13 protein-coding genes are annotated in these 19734 nt (G+C 52.0%); 9 read left to right on the forward strand and 4 right to left on the reverse strand.

All coding sequences use genetic code 11. The features are described 5' to 3' along the window. Positions 1-193 precede the first annotated feature (193 nt). A complete protein-coding gene (locus tag GmarT_RS02685) occupies positions 194-2254 on the forward strand; it encodes an isochorismatase family protein (RefSeq protein ID WP_002648273.1) in 2061 nt (686 codons plus the stop codon). Between the two features lie 20 nt (positions 2255-2274). On the opposite strand, the gene GmarT_RS02690 is transcribed toward GmarT_RS02685, so the two are convergent. Continuing rightward, on the reverse strand, positions 2275-3375 hold the full coding sequence (locus GmarT_RS02690) for a cellulase family glycosylhydrolase (RefSeq protein ID WP_002648272.1): 1101 nt from the start codon (positions 3373-3375) through the stop codon (positions 2275-2277). A gap of 217 nt (positions 3376-3592) precedes the next feature. Here GmarT_RS02690 and GmarT_RS02695 point away from each other — a divergent pair, with 217 nt between their 5' ends. Further along, positions 3593-4810: a sialidase family protein gene (locus tag GmarT_RS02695; RefSeq protein ID WP_002648271.1), complete on the forward strand. Its 1218-nt coding sequence runs from the start codon at positions 3593-3595 to the stop codon at positions 4808-4810. A gap of 102 nt (positions 4811-4912) precedes the next feature. Here the strand turns inward: GmarT_RS02695 and GmarT_RS02700 are convergent, their stop codons facing one another. Continuing rightward, entirely contained in the window at positions 4913-6319 is a 1407-nt protein-coding gene (locus GmarT_RS02700) for a hypothetical protein (protein ID WP_002648270.1), read from the reverse strand. A gap of 153 nt (positions 6320-6472) precedes the next feature. Here GmarT_RS02700 and GmarT_RS02705 point away from each other — a divergent pair, with 153 nt between their 5' ends. From GmarT_RS02705 to GmarT_RS02730, 6 genes are all read left to right on the forward strand, one after another. Continuing rightward, positions 6473-7690: a hypothetical protein gene (locus GmarT_RS02705; protein ID WP_002648269.1), complete on the forward strand. Its 1218-nt coding sequence runs from the start codon at positions 6473-6475 to the stop codon at positions 7688-7690. A gap of 36 nt (positions 7691-7726) precedes the next feature. Then, a complete protein-coding gene (locus tag GmarT_RS02710; protein ID WP_002648268.1) occupies positions 7727-9151 on the forward strand; it encodes a polysaccharide biosynthesis protein in 1425 nt (474 codons plus the stop codon). A gap of 307 nt (positions 9152-9458) precedes the next feature. Beyond that, entirely contained in the window at positions 9459-10343 is an 885-nt protein-coding gene (locus tag GmarT_RS02715; protein WP_002648267.1) for a hypothetical protein, read from the forward strand. A 37-nt stretch (positions 10344-10380) separates the two neighbouring features. Then, positions 10381-11268, forward strand: coding sequence for an STN domain-containing protein (locus GmarT_RS02720; RefSeq protein ID WP_149302421.1), 888 nt, complete (start codon positions 10381-10383; stop codon positions 11266-11268). Between the two features lie 82 nt (positions 11269-11350). Then, positions 11351-12262 (forward strand): hypothetical protein, encoded by a 912-nt coding sequence (locus GmarT_RS02725; RefSeq protein WP_002648265.1) that lies wholly within the window; start codon positions 11351-11353, stop codon positions 12260-12262. Positions 12263-12329: 67 nt separating this feature from the next. Next, positions 12330-13130: a hypothetical protein gene (locus GmarT_RS02730; protein WP_002648264.1), complete on the forward strand. Its 801-nt coding sequence runs from the start codon at positions 12330-12332 to the stop codon at positions 13128-13130. A 60-nt stretch (positions 13131-13190) separates the two neighbouring features. Here GmarT_RS02730 and GmarT_RS02735 read toward each other — a convergent pair whose 3' ends face one another. Together GmarT_RS02735 and GmarT_RS02740 are read right to left on the reverse strand one after the other, a co-directional pair. Continuing rightward, positions 13191-17054 carry a PVC-type heme-binding CxxCH protein gene (locus GmarT_RS02735; RefSeq protein ID WP_002648263.1) on the reverse strand — a complete coding sequence of 1288 codons (3864 nt, stop codon included), beginning with the start codon at positions 17052-17054 and terminating at the stop codon, positions 13191-13193. A 202-nt stretch (positions 17055-17256) separates the two neighbouring features. Further along, positions 17257-18978 (reverse strand): hypothetical protein, encoded by a 1722-nt coding sequence (locus GmarT_RS02740; RefSeq protein ID WP_002648262.1) that lies wholly within the window; start codon positions 18976-18978, stop codon positions 17257-17259. Between the two features lie 126 nt (positions 18979-19104). On the opposite strand from GmarT_RS02740, the gene GmarT_RS02745 reads away from it, so the two are divergent. Further along, positions 19105-19674: a hypothetical protein gene (locus GmarT_RS02745; RefSeq protein ID WP_002648261.1), complete on the forward strand. Its 570-nt coding sequence runs from the start codon at positions 19105-19107 to the stop codon at positions 19672-19674. Positions 19675-19734 lie beyond the last annotated feature (60 nt).

The following is a 19734-nucleotide window of genomic DNA, read 5'->3' on the forward strand; positions in this document are numbered from 1 at the left end:
CGACGTCTTCACAATTGATTACCAGCGAAAAACCAGCCGGAAAAGCAGACCTCTTTTTCAGCTGGTTTTTTTGTTTTCTGCTCTCAGACTTTTGTTCTGGTGCCGGGCTCCTCTAAAATAAACAGACTGTGATTGATTGCAGTCGAATTCATTCCACGGGTCAACCCCGTTGCCTGCCACCAGGAGACATCACGTGAAGACGTTCTACAAGCTGGCTGCCTGCCTGAGCCTGATTCTGATTTCTACAACTTCACTGTCCGCGAAAGATCTGGATCTGCAATTGCGTTATCAGCAGGAAACGGGCAAAGACACCGGTGGCTTTCATCGGCTGCAACGTTCCGAGAGCTGGAAACCATCTGAGACCGCCATCATTGTCTGTGATGTGTGGGATTATCACCACTGTCTCAATGCCGTCAAACGCCTCGAACAGTTCGCGCCGCGCCTGGATCAGCTGTTAAAGACAGCCCGTGCGGAAGGGGTCACCATCATCCATGCCCCCAGTGACTGCATGCCCGCTTATCAGAAACATCCCGCGCGAAAACGAGCCATGCAGGTGACCTTTGACGGCCCTGTACCAGATGGCATTGAAAACTGGTGCTCGAAGATTCCGGCTGAAGAGCGTGCCGTCTACCCCCTGGATCAGTCCGACGGGGGAGAAGACGATGATCCCGAGGAACACGCAGTCTGGGCCAAAAAGCTGAAAGACCTCGGCCGCAATCCCGCGCTACCCTGGAAGAGCCAGTCACCTGTGATCACAGTCGACAGCGAGCGTGATTTCATCAGTGACAAAGGCGATGAAGTCTGGCGGATTCTGGAGAGCCGCGGAATCAAAAACGTGATGCTGGTAGGCGTGCACACGAATATGTGTGTTCTGGGGCGTCCGTTTGGATTACGACAATTGAAGCAGAACGGCAAGAATGTCGTTCTCGTTCGCGATCTGACAGACACCATGTATAACCCCCAGCGCTGGCCTTACGTCAGTCATTTTACCGGCAATGACTTGATCATTTCACACATCGAAAAATATGTCTGTCCGACCATCACCAGCGATCAACTGCTCGGCGATCAGGCATTCGTTTTCAAAGAAGATAAACGACCGCATCTGTTAATCGTGATGGCGGAAGCCGAATATGAAACGAATATCAGTCTGCCGAAGTTTGCCGCGGAAAATCTGGGCAAACACTTTCGGGTCAGCCTGATCTATGCCGATGAAAAGGATCGGAACCTGATTCCGGGAATCGAAAAAATCAACGATGCCGACGTGGTCCTGTTCAGCGTGCGTCGCCGTGTCTTACCTGCAAAAGAAATGCAGGCGATTCGGAAATATGTGAAAGCCGGTAAACCCGTTGTGGGAATCCGGACCGCCAGTCACGCGTTCTCACTCCGGGGAAAAGAACCTCCTGCAGGTTACGCTGACTGGACGGAATTCGATGCTTACGTGTTCGGCGGCAATTATAAAGGGCATCATGCCAACGATCTCAAATCGATGGTCACCATCAATCCCGCACAAAAACAAAATCCCATTCTGGATGGCATTTCCGACAAACCATTCCCGCAGGCCTATTCACTGTATGAAGTCTCTCCGCTGGCAAAAGGCACCACGGTGTTGATGACCGCAGAAATTCCGGGTAAACCAGTCGAGCCGGTTGCCTGGACCTTCCAGCGCAAAGACGGCGGAAAATCGTTTTACACTTCACTGGGACATCCAGGTGATTTCAAACAGCCTGAGTTTGTCAGACTGCTGACAAATAGTATCTACTGGGCCGCCGGCCTCGATCCGGCGAATGTCAAAGTCTCACAAAAAGTCTCGTTGAACGACGCACCTCACTGGTCCGTAGTTGAAGTTCCGGGTAACGGCTCAACAGCGAAAACCGACCAGGGCCGCTGGTATCGCTGTGTGGTGCGTATTCCCGAAGCATGGAAAGCCGGCAAAACATTACTGTTAACAGCAGGCAACGCTGACAATACGCAAGTCCGTGCCTGGTTGAATGGCACACCTTTGAAGTCGACGGAGAAGGGTTTTCAACTGGATCGTCAAGCGGTTTACGGGGATGATGCCAACCTGATTGTGTTGCAGGTAACAGGCCCGGCCGGTGAGACCGATTTTGCTTCTGCACCGCGGCTGATATCCGGTCAAAGCGCACTGCCTCTGGCAGGTCGCTGGCAGTACCGGACTGGCAAAGATTCCGCATTTGCCAACATGCCTTTGCCGGCAAAATTCGGAACGGTGACGGACATCGTATTTCAGCCCTGAACGAAATCAGCAAGCCGGGTTTATTCTGTCTCGTCTTTGAATTTCGGACCGTTCTTGACGAAGAACTCCAGCCAGTTCCCCATCAACGCAGCGGCGATGGTTTTTTCCGACTTGTATTCAGACAGTGACTTTCCCCAGTAGAAACCAATCCAGCCGTCCGCGTACTTTCGTGACTTCAACAGAAATTCCTCGAATTCCTGCGGCGAACTTTTGAGCGGAAATGTTTCTTCAATCACCAGCGGTTTACCGATTTCGAAGCCTTTGAGCGTCTCCATGGCCTCATCGACCTTGCCTGCTTCCGGATAGAGGTGCACGCAGATAAAATCGAGATGCTGGCTGACTTTGTCAGGTACGAAACCGGACCGCAGACCGGGGCGATCCAGGCTCCAGGGAACCATGCCAACGGTGATTAAGTGCCGCTGGTCGTGCTTGCGAATCGCCTGCACCAGAGTCTTGATCCAGGCGGCTGCGATGTCAGGTCGAGACCTTTTATCAGGGCTTAAAGTAATGCGCTGCACAAAATGTTTGTTGCCTAAGGCAGGTCCGAGCCAGTCGGTTCCCTGTTTTTTACCGGCGTGCACGACCGGTTCATTCATCAGATCGTAGCAGAAGATAGCCGGGCTTTTCGCACACTGTTTCGCAACCGCTTCCCAGAAAACCGCCTGCGCCTGCCAGCGTTCCTCGTCGGTCAGTTGATCGTACCAGGCGGGGACATCCTGTTTGTGATAACAGCCCAGCCCGGTCAGATCGATATAGATCCCCGTGCGTTCGGCGAGTTGCAGCAGTTCACCCAGTTTCTGCAACGCTTCTTCGCGCGGCTTGTCGACGGCAGACATGAACTTGCCGAACTGAATATGGATGCGAACCACATTCGCGCCCAGTTCTTTCATCTCGGCGAAGTCCTGTTCGATCTGCTTCCAGTCTGTCTGCCAGTAATCTTCCAGCAGTTGACCCTCCCCGTTGTGGTCGTAATTAAATCCCCAGGGAACAAACGGTTTCTGATTTTGTGAGGTGACAAAAGACTTTCCGTCCGCACTGATGCGAATAAAGTCGAGGTCGGCCGCCGGGAGAATCGGGCAGCAGCAGAAAGTCAGGACAGCGATCAGTGAGCACATTCGCATCGGACTATTCCTGATATAAGAGTTGCAAGGGGCATCGCGATCACAGGAACCGATTGCCTGTTTCGTTTGCCAGTTTTATTTTGGATAGCATTTCTGCAGAATGCAATACCGGTTGTCTTTCCGCTCATGGTTTGAATTGGAATGGAAGTCTTGAGAGTTCCCTTCAATCTGCGTATGGTAAAGGGATCTTTCTTTTACCACTTTTAGAGAGGCCCCTATGAAATCGCTCGTTCCTGTTTGTCTCACGCTTGTACTGCTGATTGCGGGAACGTCCCGTCTCTCTGCTGAAGATTCCGCGAAACCACTTGACTATGAAGTCGATTTGCGCGTGGTTACGGAAGGCTTCGATGGGAAAACCTGCTGGGTTCAGGCCCGCACCGGTGCTATTCCTCAGGCAGGTCCGTTTCCCGCGACCGTCGTACTCACAATGCAGAAGCTGCTGTTGACCGGCTCGGATGTGTTCTATGCTTTAAATGAGATGCGGACGACTGACGGAGAAAACTGGGTAGGGCCGATCAAACATGATACATTAGCGCGAAGGCGTTTATCAGACAAGCATGAGATCGCGGTCTGTGATTTCACGCCCGGCTGGCACGCGAAAACCAAAAAACTGCTGGGAACCGGTCATACCGTACGCTATGAAAATAATAAAGTCATGCACGTTCGCAAGCGGAGTGTGGCGTATTCGGTCTATAATGAAAAGGATCACACCTGGTCCGACTGGACCACCATGAGCATGCCGGACGAACCCCGTTTCGAAAGCTGCGGCGCCGGTTCCGCACAGCGATATGATCTGGAAGATGGCAGCATTCTTCTGCCCGTCTACTTCAAGAAAAAAGGAGCAAAGCAGTACAGCACTACGGTGGTGTTATGCGACTTTGATGGCGAGAAGCTGACTTACAAAAAGCATGGCAGCGAACATACGATTCCCGTCAAACGCGGGTTATATGAACCTTCCATTACGAAGTACCAGGATAAGTATTATCTGACAATGCGAAATGACGACAAAGGGTATGTCTCGGTCAGCGATGACGGGCTGAATTATTCCGAGCCGATTGTCTGGAAGTTTGATGACGGTAAAGAACTGGGGAATTATAACACGCAGCAGCATTGGGTGACCCACAGCGATGGTCTGTACCTGGTCTATACACGACGCGGCGCGAACAACGACCATGTATTTCGGCATCGGGCACCGCTGTTTATGGCTCAAGTCGATCCTGAAACGCTGCAGGTGAAACGCAAAACCGAACGAATCATTGTGCCGGAAAAAGGGGCGCGGATGGGAAACTTCGCCGTCGTGAATCTCAGCCCCAGCGAAACCTGGGTCACCGTCGCCGAGTGGATGCAGCCGATCGGCATCGAAAAGTACGGCAGTAACAACCGGATTTACACCGCCCGCATCAAATGGTCAAAGCCTTCACGCCAGGATGATTAAGTGGATGAAGCCAGAGCGCATCGCATTTAACCATAGCGTCTCCCGAGCTATTATACTCAGTCCAAATGGTTTTGGAGACGCTACTGTAAAACGGGACACAGTCTAATCGTTAGTGCCCAGTAATTCTTTGAGCGTCTGCATCAGCGTTGCTTCTACTTCAGGAGCAGTGCGGGAAACGCGGCCGGTTTCGTAACCTCCCTGGGAATACGCGATCGTCGTACCGATGTAACCGGGGCCCTGGTCTCCGTAAGCAGCCATGCAGACGAAATCATCCGGTGCCAACTTTTGAGCAGCCAGTTGATATTCCACAAACAGTTCACCCGGCATATGAATGATCTGAGCGGAACCGAGCTGCAGCCGCGTGATGTCGATGGTTTTACCTGCTTTAGTTCGCTGCAGATAGTTCAGATCACGGGCGGCCCGGATGCGATCGGTGAGCTTGGCACGCGGATTTTGCAAGATGCCGGTGAGGGCGGCTTCATCCAGCGTGTCTCGCAACGGCAGGAGTACCGGTTTGACTTTCCAGTTCACATCGTTGGCAGTAAGAGGACTTTTTTTTGTTGAGTCCCAGGCTTGTTTCATTCCGTCTGCCAGGCGTTGTGCCAGCAGGGGTCGGTTTTTGGGGGCGCCGTTATTGTATTTTCCTGCGCCGATGTTTCCCCCCGCGCCGTTGAAGTGAATGTGTAGTGTTTCCGGGGTCTGCTTTTCATGCATCGCCCGCGCCAGGCCGACGGTGTCACAACTGACGCCCCCTTTACCATAATAGCTCTGAGGATGTGTGGCGTAATAACTGAGCGCCACCAGCGGCTTGTCTTCGTTCCACAGACTGAGTACGCGGACATCAGGATCAATGATTCCTTCCGGAGCCGCGATGGCAGCGGGATTGCGGGACGAACTGAAACGGACAATTTTGACTTTTCCATCCGTCCCCAGAATGCGGCGGTTCGAAGCAAACTGCGCGACTTTCGCTTTGCCTGTCCCCACATGTGTGACAGGTTGCGGATGCGACAGACTCTGTTTTGCTGCCGCGATCGTTCGCTGCATGACGTCTTCTACGTACGCAACATCATACATGACACCTTTTAAACCATTCTGTTCGAGCAGGACATTCGTGGAAATATCGACTCCCGGCGTATCGTGTTGATGCAGGCAGTGAATGGCACAGCGATCCACGGTCGTTCCCAGCGCCTCTGCCAGGCGTTGCTTCCAGACATCCTGGGCACCATTATTGGCTCCCACCCAGTCGAGCGCCAGCAGGACAATCGGTTGATCGGAATTCAGGAAGATGATGCCCCGCGCACTGAGAGGGTCGACGATTTTCTTCGCGGGCGTGACATGTCCATAACAGAGGGGGCTGCCGAGGGGGGGCGTGATATCACACTGGAAAGTCGTGATCAGTAGCGGTTTAGTCTGTGATGCGTCTTCTGCCTGCAATGAAACATTCAGCACCAGGACGGAAAACAATAATACGAATTGAGGAAGAACAGAATGATTGCGGAATAAGTGCATCGGGCTGTCTTTCTTGAGAAATCATGTGTGAGGATAGTTCTGGCTGGCAGGAATCAGTATAACAGAAATTCGGTGTCAGGCTCTAATGAATAATGGATCATTCAATTCAGAAACCTGCAGATCCACCGCGTTTTATTTGCTGAATGATTTTCAATGCGACGTGTATTTCTGGGAAATTATGACTTTGAACATCAACTGGCCAGCGAAGTGTATGCAGCGTCGGGGGGAGGCACGCCCGCATTGAATCTGCAACTGGCCTGCTGCTGGATCAGCGTGGCGGCAGACGGCGACCAGATCTATTTGCCCGGTTCAATTACTTCTGAATTTATGATAGATTTGAAGACAGCGGGGCTGCCGGAGGTGGAGTGGATCTCAGCATGGCCTCGTCACGAAGAAGCGGCTCGAAGCGAGTTCGTTCCCTGGGGCTGGTCGGAAGCGGTTGCAAAACTGGCAAACGCGCAGGGATTCACCGCGAATACTCCTGATCTGGCTGCCGTGAAAACGGTCAATTCCCGGTCGTTTTCATTTGCATGTGAAAGAGAATGGGGACTCTCGCTGCCTGGAAGTCGTCGGGTGGAAAATATGGAGGAGCTGGAAGCAGCGGTTGCAGAGCTGCCGTTGCAGCAGGCTCGAGAGCCAGCCTGGGTACTCAAGGCAAATTTCAGCATGTCAGCCCGTGAGCGGATGCTGGCACGGGGAACCGGCGTGGAAAATCCGGTCAGGGACTGGGCAAAAAAACGATTTGCGTACCAGCAGCCACTGTTTCTGGAACCGTGGGTGCAGCGCAGCGCGGAAGCCGGACTGCAGTTTGAGATACCGCAGCAGGGGGACCCCGAATTTCTGGGGATCGCAGTATTGTTATGTGATGACCGCGGCCAGTATCGCGGCAGTCGGATCTGTATCGATGCGCAGACGCGGGAAACCTGGCAGCCTGCAATAGAAGTGGGGCACCGCGTGGCATTACGTGTGCAGCAGGCGGGTTACTTCGGGCCGCTGGGAATCGATGCGATGCAGTATCGGGATGATCGGGGAGAGTTGCAGTGGCGTCCGGTTCAGGATGTCAACGCCCGCTATACCATGGGACGACTGGCGCTGGGATTTACACGCCTCTTAAATGCGGGACAGGTGGCAAGCTGGCTGCATTTCCCCTGGAAAGAGTCGTATGGTCAGCCGTTTTCAAAGTGGTTAAGATGTGTTGCCGACGCACAGCAGTCGGGCACACGCTGGATTGCGACGTCCCCTGACCAGATTAACGGTCAAACGTTACATCTTGTGAATGGTTTACTGATTTCTGAAACAACGGAAGACCTGTATCGGGCGGAAGCGACCCTGATGCGGGCGGTTTCTGTATTGGCAGAGACCAGTTGTTGAGGTAGACGAAGCTTAGAAGAGAATTGAATACGGCGTATGACCGAACAGCGGGAACTTCAACCACAACGACGCAGTTGGCCGCGTCGTATGCTCAACCGAATGGAAGTCAATCGTGCGGTATTCTATGCGCTGTTGAGCCGGGGCTGGCAGTTTGTCTCCGGCCCTGTCACGATGCTGCTGATCATCGCGTTTTTCTCCAGTGAGTTGCAGGGATACTATTATACTTTCGGTGCGCTGATTGCTTTGCAGACCTTTGTCGAGATGGGCATGCAGGTCGTCACACTCTATCTGGCCAGTCATGAATGGTCGAAACTGAAAATTGACGAACAGGGGGCGTTAAGCGGTGATGCGGATGCGCTCTCACGGATACGCAGCCTGGCGTCACTGGTATTGAAGTGGTACAGCGTAGCCGGACTGCTGTTTGTCGGCGGTATTGGAATGGCCGGCTATTATTTCTTTTCGTCTCAGCCGGCAGGTAGTGTGGACTGGCAGCTCCCCTGGCTGTGTGTGGCCGGGCTGACGGCACTGAGTCTGATTGTGACGCCCTGTCTCACTCTGCTGGATGGTTGCGACCAGGTTGCGGTCACCAATCGTTATCGCGCTTTCCAGAGTATTACAGGGACACTGGTCGCCTGGCTGGTCATTTCCAGCGGAGGCGGGATCTGGACCTGTGTTGCGATTTGTGCTGTGCGGCTGTTCTGGGAACTGTGGCTGATTGTTATTCGCTATCGACGATTTTTTACGTCGTTGTTACCACCGCGTTCAGGGGCGCTGGTCAGCTGGTCGGAAGAAGTCTGGCCTTTGCAATGGAAGCTGGCAGTGCAGGCGATGGCGACGTACTTCACCAGCGCGTTTGTCATCCCGTTGATGTTTGAATATCAGGGCCCCGAAGTCGCCGGCCGCCTGGGACTGACCTGGTCGGCCTTGATGACATTGCAACTGGCCGCCTATTCCTGGCTGCTGGCGCGGGCACCGTTGTTTGGTTCGCTGGTATCACAGAATAATATTCCCGAACTGAACCGCGTCTTTCGCCGATTGTCACAGGTTTCCACCATGGTTCTACTGGCGGGAGGAACTTTGTTTTGCCTGATCGTCTGGGGACTGCAACTGGTGCAAGGCATGGAGCTACCAGCAGGCTGGGACAGGCTGGAACCGGTCTGGTACCTGATTCAGAAGCTGCAGCAACGGATCCTGCCACTCTACCCGACTGTGCTGCTGACGTTGGCCATTGTTCCCATTCATATCTCCCAGTGTGTGATGGCGTATATTCGTCCGTTTAAACAGGAACCATTTCTGTTTTTGAATACGCTGACTCAGCTGATCACGGGGCTGCTGGTCTGGTACCTGGGAAAAACCTACGGGCCGGTGGGCGCAGGCTGGGGGTTTCTCGTGGCGGGTTATCTACTGACGATCCCCGGATTTCTACTCATCTTACGACGATTTGTTTCTCAGCGAACATAAGGAATCTTGCGCTCGCGCCTGACTGAAGAGTCTGTGTGCCGCAATTTCGTCAAGAAAAATGTTGACAGTCTGAAATCCTGATTTTACTATCAGTAGATATTCATTCATTCATTGCATACTCGTTTTTATTGTCTGATTTCATTTCTTTTCTCAATCAGGTTCAACGCCCGGACAAGTTTCTTTCGCGCTGCTGGTTTCCAGCAGATACGGGCCTCTTCAACGAGTAGTGAGTTTCCGGCACTGATGTAGTCTATCTCTGTTTTGCAGGATCGATGCCACCTTCGTGTATTGAAAAGGAGTTTTCATAATGCAATGGTTTTTGAAGCGAAATCACCTGTTCGTCCTGTTACTGTGCATCTCAACGGGCTGGGTATTAATGACGGTCAGTGCGGAAGTAGCACAGAACACCAGGGCCGGAAATCCCGATGCTTCGTCTGAGGCGGATCTCGATATCGTAGAGCAAGATGTCTTTGTCAGTTCGCAGAAACATCAATCAACCCTGCAGACTCAAAAGCAGACAGCGGATTCGGGTATCAAGAGTATTCAGCTCTTCTATCCGCCGTTGACAAAACACGCACAGACAATCCAGAGGGAGCTCAATGCTGAAACAAAAGCGGACTTTTCCGACACCCCTTTAACTGAAGTAACAGGTTTCTTTCAGAACCAGCATGGGATTAATATTTTTCTGGACGCTCTGGCATTAGAGCAAGTTGGTCTCACAGCAAAAGAGCCTGTGAATGTCTCGCTGAGTGGAATTAAACTCATGTCCGCACTCGACATCATTCTGAGACCAATGGGGCTGGATTATGTCATCGATCAGGAAGTGTTGAAGATTACGACGATTGAAAAAGCGAATCGTACTCTGACAGTACGGATTTATCCGATTGCCGATTTAGGCAGTTCACCAGAGGAATTCGCGGCACTTGAAAACGTGATTCGCAATATCTGTCTGCCACCTTCATCGATGCGCCAAAAAACTTATCCGGTCGATGATCTGGTCATTGGCGATTCCGGTTTGTCAACCGGAAAATTATCCGTGCCAGATTCAAGTCGCAGTATTTCCATCGTTCCCCAGTGCCAGGCACTGGTGGTGAATGATACAGATCGAGTGCACATCAAAATATCGGAGTTATTGAATCAGCTCAGGCAGGTCCGCAAAGCTCAGACCAGCCTGAAATCTGATGCAAAGTGATTCTCAGTTGTCACATATTCAATACGGGGGACTGGTTATGAGCTGGCTTTTGAAAAAGAAGATTGTTGCTGCCCTATTATGTGTTCTGGCTGTCGGAAGCAGCATGCTGGTGGCGACTGCGGAAGTGAAGAAAAAAACGGTTGCTTCCGAAGCAGAGAAACCTGTCGCCCAGAATATGATCGCATTTAAAGAAGCGGCACTATCGCAGCAGCAGCAGAAGAAAAAAACGCAGCAGATCTTTTATCCGGCGTTAACAAAACGTGAGCTGAAAATTCAGGAAGCGCTAGCGGAAGAAACCGATTGTGATTTTCCCGATCTGCCTCTCTCTGAAATTATGGCGTTATTTTCAGAGAGACATGGTATTCCCATTCTCATCTCAGGTAATGATCTGGGTGAGGAAGGTTTAACGCCCGATGAGCCTGTAAACCTCCATGTGAAAAGTATCACGCTCAGTGATGCGTTGGATCTCATTCTGGAACCCATGGGTTTGACTTACCTTGTTGAACATGGAGTCCTGAAGATCACGACATCCATGAAAGCCAGTGATAAACTGACTTCACGTGTGTATCCTGTCGGCGATCTTTGCCGGACTGTCGAAGATTATCTCACGCTGGAATCGGCGCTCAGAAATGCAGACCTGGGTGACTGGCGGGCGCGGAAAACCGGTTGTGCGTCGGAAAAGACCAACGATCAGCCACAACAGTCCGGCGGACAGGCACCCGCGGGAGGAGGTTTTTTCAATATTCCCGATGGCAATTTCAAGGGAGGGGAAAGTGTCGACCCCCTGCTTTATGAAGACGGTCATGGCGGAACGATTACGATTGTGCAGCAATGTCGTGCATTGGTCATCTCGCAGACGTATCATGCGCACAAAGTCATCGTTGATCTGTTAACACAAATCAGAGAAGCCCGTGCCAGTGAATAGACGACTCGACTCAAACCGGTTGCAAATATACTTTGACTCAGAATTCAATTAAATCAAAAGTTGACGACAGCAGGAGAAAGTGATGAAACGGAAAACCGATAGCGGTAGCTGGAGACAAACAATTACGTTTACCCTGTTGAGCTGCCTGGTGGGGGCAGGTTTTCTCATCACGGCAAACGCGGAAGAGAAGCCGAAATCAAAAGAGACATCAGCGAAAAAACCGACGGTAAACGCGATTTCGAAAACGATTGCGCCTGCAGAACAAACAAAAGCGAAGGCGTCAAAACCGGTCTTCTATCCGGCGCTCACCGCCCGCGAACAGACATTGGAAGTGGCGCTGAAGATGAATACCGACGCCGACTTCGTGGAATCAACGCTGCAGGATGTGATCACCTATTACAGCGACAGACATAAAGTGCCCATTGTGATTCAGACAAAAGACCTGGAAAATAATCTGGGAATCACTCCTGAAGAACCCATTGATGCCCATTTTTCTGAAATCAGCCTGAGCGATGCGTTGCTGCAGATTTTGGATCCACTGGATCTGACCTTTATCGTCGATCGAGGACTGATTCAGGTGCTTTCCAAAGAGTCGGCTGCCCGCACATTCAAAACCAGGGTCTACCCCGTCGCCGATCTGTGCATCATTGATGAAGATTACCTGGTCCTGGGCGCCTCCATTCAGAATGCGAACCTGGGAGACTGGAAACCCGTTCGCCTCAGTACCACATTAAGTAATCCAAAATCTGAACATGGTCAGAAGGGAAGTGGTGGTAGAGGATATTTTAACGTGCAGGGAGCATTAGGAGGTGGCCTGGGTGGAGGTTTTGGCGGTGGCGGTGGATCACTGGCTGATTACACGAATGAACCGGGGGGGACGATCTCGGTAGTGCAACAGTCACATGCGCTGGTGATCAGTCAGACCTGGCACGCGCACAATGCGATTGTTGAATTATTGACACAACTACGTCAGGCACAACAGGACAGTGAATAATCTGAACCTTCAAAGAATCAAACTGAAAAAGGTTTCAGTTGATTGAAGCGGAAATGAAGGAGTCTCGATGAGCAGAAACCCAAAATATGGTCGATCTGGTATCCTGGCAGTGGGATTGGGGACGCTGTTAATCGGGGTGTTGACACTGCCGGTTCAGGCAGAAGAAAAAGCAGTGGTGCCGGATAAGAAAACCAAACCACCCGCTAGGACCGTGCAGGCTCAGCCCGTCTTTTATCCCGCGTTAACAGAGCGGGAAAAACTGATCGACAGCATGTTGAAGAGGGATACTCATGCCAATTTCCCCAAAGTCCCGCTCTATGAAACAATGGAATATTTTTCCCAGTTGACTAATATTCCGATTCTCCTGCAGGACAAATATCTGGAAGAGGCCGGCGTCACCCGGGAGGAAATGATCGAGGTCAAATTCACAAATCAATCCCTGCAAAATGAGCTGGACTATATCCTGGACCCTCTTGATCTGACGTATGTGGTCGACAAGGAAATGGTTCTGATAACTACAAAGGAACGAGCGGCACGAATATTAAAGACGCGGGTTTATCCCGTGGGCGATTTATGTCAATCCAGTCCCGATGGTTATGCCGCACTGGAAATGGTGATTCGCAACGCGCGCCTCGGAGAGTGGAAACCAGGCGGTATTGACCAGCTGGCCCCCATTTATGGTTCCTCAGGCCAGGATGCCCGGGTCTATAACTTCCAGTTTAAAGGGGGGACCATTTCGATACATGAACCGAGTCAATCATTGGTGATCAGCCAGACTTATCATGCTCATGAAGCGATTGTGAAACTGTTACAGGATCTGAGACAAGCCCGGGCATTGCAGCAGAAATCGGCGGACCGCAGCTTCTGAAAGCCGACGCATATAAAATGGAGCAGGCCGAGGGGAGCAGCCCGCCCCATTTTATGCTCGTCACTTACCGCCATTTGGTGTACGGCTCATAATATAGTTGAAGAGGTCCTTCACTTCCTGATCACTCATATTTTTCGTCAGGCCGTCGGGCATCAGTGACAGATCCAGTGCCTTGAGGATTTCGATCTCGTCTTTATTGATGAGCACGGTCTGTCCTTTGACATCCCGCAATGTGAGTGTCTTGGTGGTCTGCTCATCAATGAGACCTGTCACCGTCCGACCGTCGTCAGTGACGACCAGGAAGTTGGTGAATTCTTCCCGAATCGCGGCACTCGGATCCACAACTGCCAGCAGCATGAAGTCCAGGTTGTCGCGTTCGTAACCTGTCAGTTTAGGGCCGGCTTTACCTCCTTCGCCGTACAGCGTATGACAGACGGCACACGTTTTATTGAACAGGACTTTTCCGGCTGAGAATTCCCCGCCACCCGCTTTGACCAGTTCCGCTACGCGTTTCATTTCCTGCTGTTTTTCTGCAGGGGTCGAACCGCGGACTTTGCCCCAGTGCTTTTTAATACTGGCTTTGATCTCCGGGTCATCATGCAGTGACATCTGCTGCACCACATCCAGGGGAATCGTATTGGCCTTGATTCGCCACGCGTCGACTTGCGCGAGGAACTGCTTGCTCCACGCTTTGCGACTGGCTAATACCCGCTGCGCCGTGCCGCGGACATCGTGTTCGTCGAGCAGTGTGCTGTGATAACGCCCCAGAATACTGTTGCCGATACTCGGGTTTTCATAATTCATCAGAGCCTGCAGTGCGACCCGTTTCAACGAATGTGTGTCGGCTCCCGATGACGAGAGAATCGCCGTCAAAGGGCCCACAGCGTCTTTCACTTTCAACTGACCCAGGATTTCGATATAAGTCAGACGAGTCGGACGGTCTGCATTTTTATCAGCAACAATTTTCAAGGCGCGCTGGGTCGCTTCCTTGTCTCCCAGCCGTAAGGCTAATGCGAGGTCCGATTCTCCCAGGTTCTTCTGGTATTCGACCAGTTCTTTACTGAGTTCTTCAGGCAGGTTGTCGATCTTCTGGCCGCGGAACGCTTCCAGCATGCCCACCATCAGTTTTTCTTTATGCTGATCCGAGGGGGCCAGCTTCAACAGTTTGGCGCACATGGCGTAGTTTTCATCGCCGCCCGCCATTGCATAGCGCTGCATGATGCGTTCAAGAATGTAATCCTGAACCATTTTGACTTTCCAGAAGTCCGGTTTTGAAAACAGTTGGAGCACCAGTTCCCGGTCGGAAGTCGCTTTGCTCTCGATCGCCCACCATAACAGCAGGGGAATATGCAGGTCCTGCAGATCTTCTTCCCGCTGCAGAAGTTCGGCGGTAATCGCGAGACCGGATTCCGCGGGAAGTCGTTTGGCCGTCGATGCCAGCTGTGAACGTACTTCGGCGTAAGGTTCCGTTTTCGCCAGGCCAACCAGTGACGCGGTCAGCTTTTTCGAAGTCGTATGCGAATCGCCGAGCAGACGGATCGTCCAGCGACGTATGTGTTCATCCCGGTGTCCCAGCAGCTCCAGCGCCAGTTCTTTGTTGAACGCACCTAATTGATTCAACGCCCAGAGTGCTTCCAGGCAGCGATCATCGTTCTCGTCTTTGGCAATTGCCAGCAGTGCGGGAACCATCGAAGTGTCGCCACGTTCGCCAATCACCTGCACGGCTTTCTGACGGAACCATTTGTTTTTGTGGCCCATCGTTTCGATCAGTTCCGCATTGGTCTGTTTGGAAAGATCGAACGGTTTGAGGGGCTTATACTCGGTTGGTTTGAGACGATAGATACGTCCGCTGGTTTTGTGCCAGTTGTCGCGAGGGTCGACGTGTGTCAGACGACTGTCGTACCAGTCGGCGAGGTACACGCTGCCATCAGGGCCCACCTTGATATCAACAGGGCGGAACCAGCGGTCCTGCGTCATCACGATGGGGGGCATATCTTCTGTTCGAAAAGTGGATGTATCTGGAATCAGATTGCTGGCCATCACGCGGTTATGCAGTGAGTTCGCTGCGAAGACGGCACCGTTGTATTTGGGCGGGAAAGCCCCCCCTTCATAAATGGAGAAGGTCTGGCTGAAACGTTCCTGGTAACCTTTGTGCCGCATATGTTCGTAATATCCGAAGGCGTATGAATTCGTCAGCGGACCATGTTTGCCCCAGTTCTTATGAGCATATCCGCCCTGGGCATAATGCATGCCGCGGGTACTTCCGTTATTCGTACCGGAGAAGACGCGGCCTTTGGAATCGATTTCCACACTGAAGGTATTTCCGCCCCCTTCTGCGTAGATTTCGAAAATTTTGGTTTCAGGGTGATAACGCCAGATCATCTGACCTTTGAAGTGCAGGTTCTTCGTGACAGCGGAACTGACGGTCCCGGTGGTCGTACTGCCGTTCGCGCCGTACAGCCAGCCATCGGGGCCCCACTTGATGCTGTTGGCAACAGAATGCGTGTCTTCCAGGCCGAAGCCGGAGAGATGGACTTCAGGATCGCCGTCGGGAATGTCATCGCCGTCGGCATCGGGATAGAACAGCAGGTAAGGCGGATTCAAGACCCAGATTCCGCCTTTGCCGACCGTGACCGCGGAGACAATATTCAGACCGGTAATCACGTCTTTGATTTTATCGAACGTCCCATCGCCGTCGGTGTCTTCGAGTACCGATATCTTGTCGGCTCCTTTGAAGTGATTAGGCGGTGCGGGGGGCACCTTATCGAAGACCGCCCGCAGGTACTGGTCGTATTTGACGACTTTCAAGCCAGCGGGAAACGGGTACTGCAGGTACTGCACGACCCACATTCGCCCGCGATGGTCAAAGCTGAGATACAGGGGCTGCATGACTTCGGGTTCCGCAGCGATACTTTCCATTTCGAAGTCTTTGTGAACCTGAAACAGTTTGACCGCCTGTTCGGGGGGAGTCGGATCGGATTCATCGCCGACTTCACCTTTGCCTTTGAAGGCTTTCATGACTTTGTCGACCTGCTTGTTGGCAGCGACATTCTTCTTGAAGCGATCACGGGTGATCTTTCCGGCGACATCCACCTGGGGTGGTTGTTTTTTGAGACACCAGTAGATGGCATTCACCAGCGTGTGTGTGAACGTGTTGATTTTGAAATCGCTCGGGTGTCCGAGTGAAGTATAGAATACCAGAGATTTTTGATAGCGGTTGGTCCAGGCAACGGGCATGTGGACCGGCTGCCCTTCCACGTTGGACAGGCCGATTAATAATGTCTTCGTGGAACTTTTGAGGTTCGTGCTTTTATACATCGAACCTTCACTGCGAAAATATTTATTGCGGACCGTCGCCATGATCGGGTCCTGCTCGGCCCGCAGCTGGGTGGTCACATCGGTTGGTGTTTTGTTATTAAAGTCGCCCGCGTATTCGCCCCCCAGTACTTCCGTGTCGAAGTTTTTCCACTCGACATAACCTTTCTTCGGTTCCCCTTTACTGAGCGAGAAGCCGTGACTCGAAGTACGAATGGCGACCAGCGGCTTGCCGGAATCAAGATAATCGCGAAGCAGTTTCATCTGGGCGGCCGGTAATGTTTTTCGACGTACACTCAGAAACAGCAGGTCTGCCTCTTTAAGAGCTTTCAGGCCAGGGAACGAATTCGGATCATCTTTGTCGGCGAACACAAATTCGGTACGAAATCCGAGTGGCTGCAGATGTTCTTTGGCAAAAGCAGGCAAGCTTTCTGCCGTTTTATAACCTTCCTCCCCGATCACAAACAGAATCAGAGGCTGGTCAGCGGGAGTCGCTGCTTTTGGGGAATCGGTCTGCTCTTCGCCGGGGAGCGGGAAAACGACCAGACTGCAGAAACCGAGAAAGACAGACAGTGAGAGCACGTGCTTCAAAATCATTCTATTGAGCATGGGGACCACTTCTTGGCGAGGTAAAACTAAAGGAAATTAAATAATGGTGGTTTTTCATCATAACAGGTCGATAAAGGCCCTGTCACCCGTCAAATGTGTGTTTTTTTGAGAAGAAGAAACCAGTCGGGTTCATGATAATGACCGGAGAAATATATTTATCATAAGTGCTATTGATTTAAAGGTTTAATGTCGCATTTGAGAATCATTCCCGGGGAGGTGTATCTTCCAGACGGGGAGAGAATTCATTTGAGCGAGGCTGCGTTGATTTGTCCGTTGAGGTATCGGTCTGCTTGTGGATCGGTTTTTCGGGATATTGATGTACGACCAGAGTACCGGAGCGAAAGGCGATCGGCAGATTCCAGGGGTAATTCGATTTCAAATCCTCAGGAAACGCGGGTGGATAACTGAAAGGCCCCTCGGGGCCTATTTCTTTTGCCTGACTGACGAGCAGGCCCGGCGTCATCAGATTGGTCAGAATATATTTCTGGGGACTGTTTCGGAGTGCTTTGTATATCGCAGGTTGTTTCGAAGGAAAATAGGTTGCATGATGATGACTGTAGACATAGCGTGTCGAGGGCTCCAGATCCAGATAAAGAAAGAGATGAACCAGATCATTGCTGTAACAGGTGATCTCGTTATCTTGCGCCTGCTGCCCTCTTAAATAGTCAGCAACCCGTTCCATGTCTTCCCAGTCCGGAAAAGGGATTCTTGCCAACTGGTTTCGAATCGAACCGGTACTCCCCTGTTGCAGGCAATCATCCCATAACTTCAAATACGCCGGTTTTGTGATGGGAGAGCAGATCAGTGCCAGAACAACAAAACTGCCAGCAGCAGTTTTCAGCATTCGGGGAAAGCGCTGGTGGCAGTGGATCCAGAATGTCAGCAGAACGATGCCCAACAGGAGAGGTGGGAAGTGCACATAGTCAAACGGATGTTGCAGGAGCAGCACCTGCAGACACCAGGCGAGATACAGAGTGGAAAGCAGTTGCAGACGCAGTTTGTCGGAATCGTTTCGCTTCGGATCCTGCCTGATCAACAATGCCAGAGCGGTCGGGACTGCAGCCAGATGGATGAAACTGTAAGGAAAGAGTCGGACGACCATACTGAAGACAACATAGCCATAATTCTGCAGATTATTTGTTTTGTCTGTCAGGTATTCCCGGTTCCAGTCCAACTGCATTTCCAGGAACCAGGGCCAGGCACCATTGAAGTAGAGCCACCCTGTTCCCAGGACACCCACCAGTATTCCCCCGGTGATCAGACCTGTCAGGTCTTTAAACACGTGTCGGCGCAATGCGGACTGTGTGAGCGAACAGAGCCAGACTGCCAGTGCCGGAAACACGATATGTGGTTTCAGCCAGACACCCGTGCCCCAGATCAGACCTTCCAGCAGCGCGAACAGAAAAATTATTTTAGCAGGGGGGTGCGCCTCGGAGCAGCGCCGGATTTGAGCCCAACGCAAATTGAGCGCCACGGCGGTCGGTAACAGGAGCCAGAGATCGCGTTGGACGTGACACCATTCTGAAACAGAATAATAAGCCAGGAATAAAAGAAAGCTGAGCTGAAAACGCACCGGGGAAACAAAGCGGGCCAGAAAAGTGACGGTGAGTCCAAAGAGGATCAGATCACAGATCCGCAAGACCTCGGTGCTCCAGCCAAACATTCCGCGAATCGTCAAATGTACCCAGACCACCCCGGGAAAATTAGGCTCGACAATATCTCTGTAGAGAACTCCTCCTCTCATGACCGTTCGAGTCTGCAGATCGTAATAGGAGACATCATTGGTCACGGGCATGCAGACCAGTTGAGGAGTCGCGGTCACCACCAGTAGAAGCAGCGATCCCAGCGCCAGATTGGAAGTATTCCATAACGAGGGGCGATCGGGAGTCTCAACAGACAGTGTTTCAGTAGTGGAAATAGACATCAGATGTGGATTCGATAAGAGACTATGGTCATTGCAAGTCAGGCATCAAAGTGGATACTCGTCAATAGACATCCTAAACAGACCCACAGACCATTCACCAGATATTTTTGAGAGACCAGGCTCAGAATGTCACGAATTTACCAGTTGTTATTCTGCATTTCCTGGCTGGCATTCTGCTGGCTGGCAATGATGGGTGTGCACGAACTGGGGCATGTACTGGGAGGCATAGTGACGGGAGGTTCCATTTCGCGGGTGGTCCTGCGTCCGTTCTCCATTTCGCGAACGGATCTCTCCGTCAATCCTCTGCCGGCGCTGGTTGTCTGGGCGGGGCCTGTTCTGGGCGTGCTGCTGCCTCTATTGCTCTGGCTGATCGGGCGACTGCTGCGAACACCGGTTGTTGCGTCATTGCAGTTCTTTGCCGGCTTCTGTCTGATCACCAACGGTGCGTATATTACCGGCGGCTCACTGGAAGGCATTGGTGATTGCGGCGTGATGTTGCAAACCGGAACCCCTCTGTGGGTGATGTGGGGATTTGGAATACTTACTGTTCCCGCCGGTTTCTGGTTCTGGCATCGGCTCGGTTCGCTTCAGGAATGGTGGCGGCATCCGGAACGCGTTTCAGAACAGAGCGCCTGGTTTATGCTTTTGTCAGTGGCTACGCTGGTTGTGCTGCTGGTCTGTTTTTCTGCCCGATAATGATTTCCGGTTTGCTTCGAACCGGTTGGATTTGATACCTTGATTGCAGTGCGAGCCTTA

Origin of the sequence: Gimesia maris (assembly GCF_008298035.1) — a bacterium.
Classification (GTDB): Bacteria; Planctomycetota; Planctomycetia; order Planctomycetales; family Planctomycetaceae; genus Gimesia; species Gimesia maris.

Excerpts from the sequence above, each read along its gene's own strand:
- GmarT_RS02690 (WP_002648272.1), bottom strand. The coding sequence starts at position 3,375 with ATGCGAATGTGCTCACTGATCGCTGTCCTGACTTTCTGCTGCTGCCCG.
- GmarT_RS02695 (WP_002648271.1), top strand. The coding sequence starts at position 3,593 with ATGAAATCGCTCGTTCCTGTTTGTCTCACGCTTGTACTGCTGATTGCG.
- GmarT_RS02700 (WP_002648270.1), bottom strand. The coding sequence starts at position 6,319 with ATGCACTTATTCCGCAATCATTCTGTTCTTCCTCAATTCGTATTATTG.
- GmarT_RS02705 (WP_002648269.1), top strand. The coding sequence starts at position 6,473 with ATGCGACGTGTATTTCTGGGAAATTATGACTTTGAACATCAACTGGCC.
- GmarT_RS02710 (WP_002648268.1), top strand. The coding sequence starts at position 7,727 with ATGACCGAACAGCGGGAACTTCAACCACAACGACGCAGTTGGCCGCGT.
- GmarT_RS02715 (WP_002648267.1), top strand. The coding sequence starts at position 9,459 with ATGCAATGGTTTTTGAAGCGAAATCACCTGTTCGTCCTGTTACTGTGC.
- GmarT_RS02720 (WP_149302421.1), top strand. The coding sequence starts at position 10,381 with ATGAGCTGGCTTTTGAAAAAGAAGATTGTTGCTGCCCTATTATGTGTT.
- GmarT_RS02725 (WP_002648265.1), top strand. The coding sequence starts at position 11,351 with ATGAAACGGAAAACCGATAGCGGTAGCTGGAGACAAACAATTACGTTT.
- GmarT_RS02730 (WP_002648264.1), top strand. The coding sequence starts at position 12,330 with ATGAGCAGAAACCCAAAATATGGTCGATCTGGTATCCTGGCAGTGGGA.
- GmarT_RS02735 (WP_002648263.1), bottom strand. The coding sequence starts at position 17,054 with ATGCTCAATAGAATGATTTTGAAGCACGTGCTCTCACTGTCTGTCTTT.
- GmarT_RS02740 (WP_002648262.1), bottom strand. The coding sequence starts at position 18,978 with ATGTCTATTTCCACTACTGAAACACTGTCTGTTGAGACTCCCGATCGC.
- GmarT_RS02745 (WP_002648261.1), top strand. The coding sequence starts at position 19,105 with ATGTCACGAATTTACCAGTTGTTATTCTGCATTTCCTGGCTGGCATTC.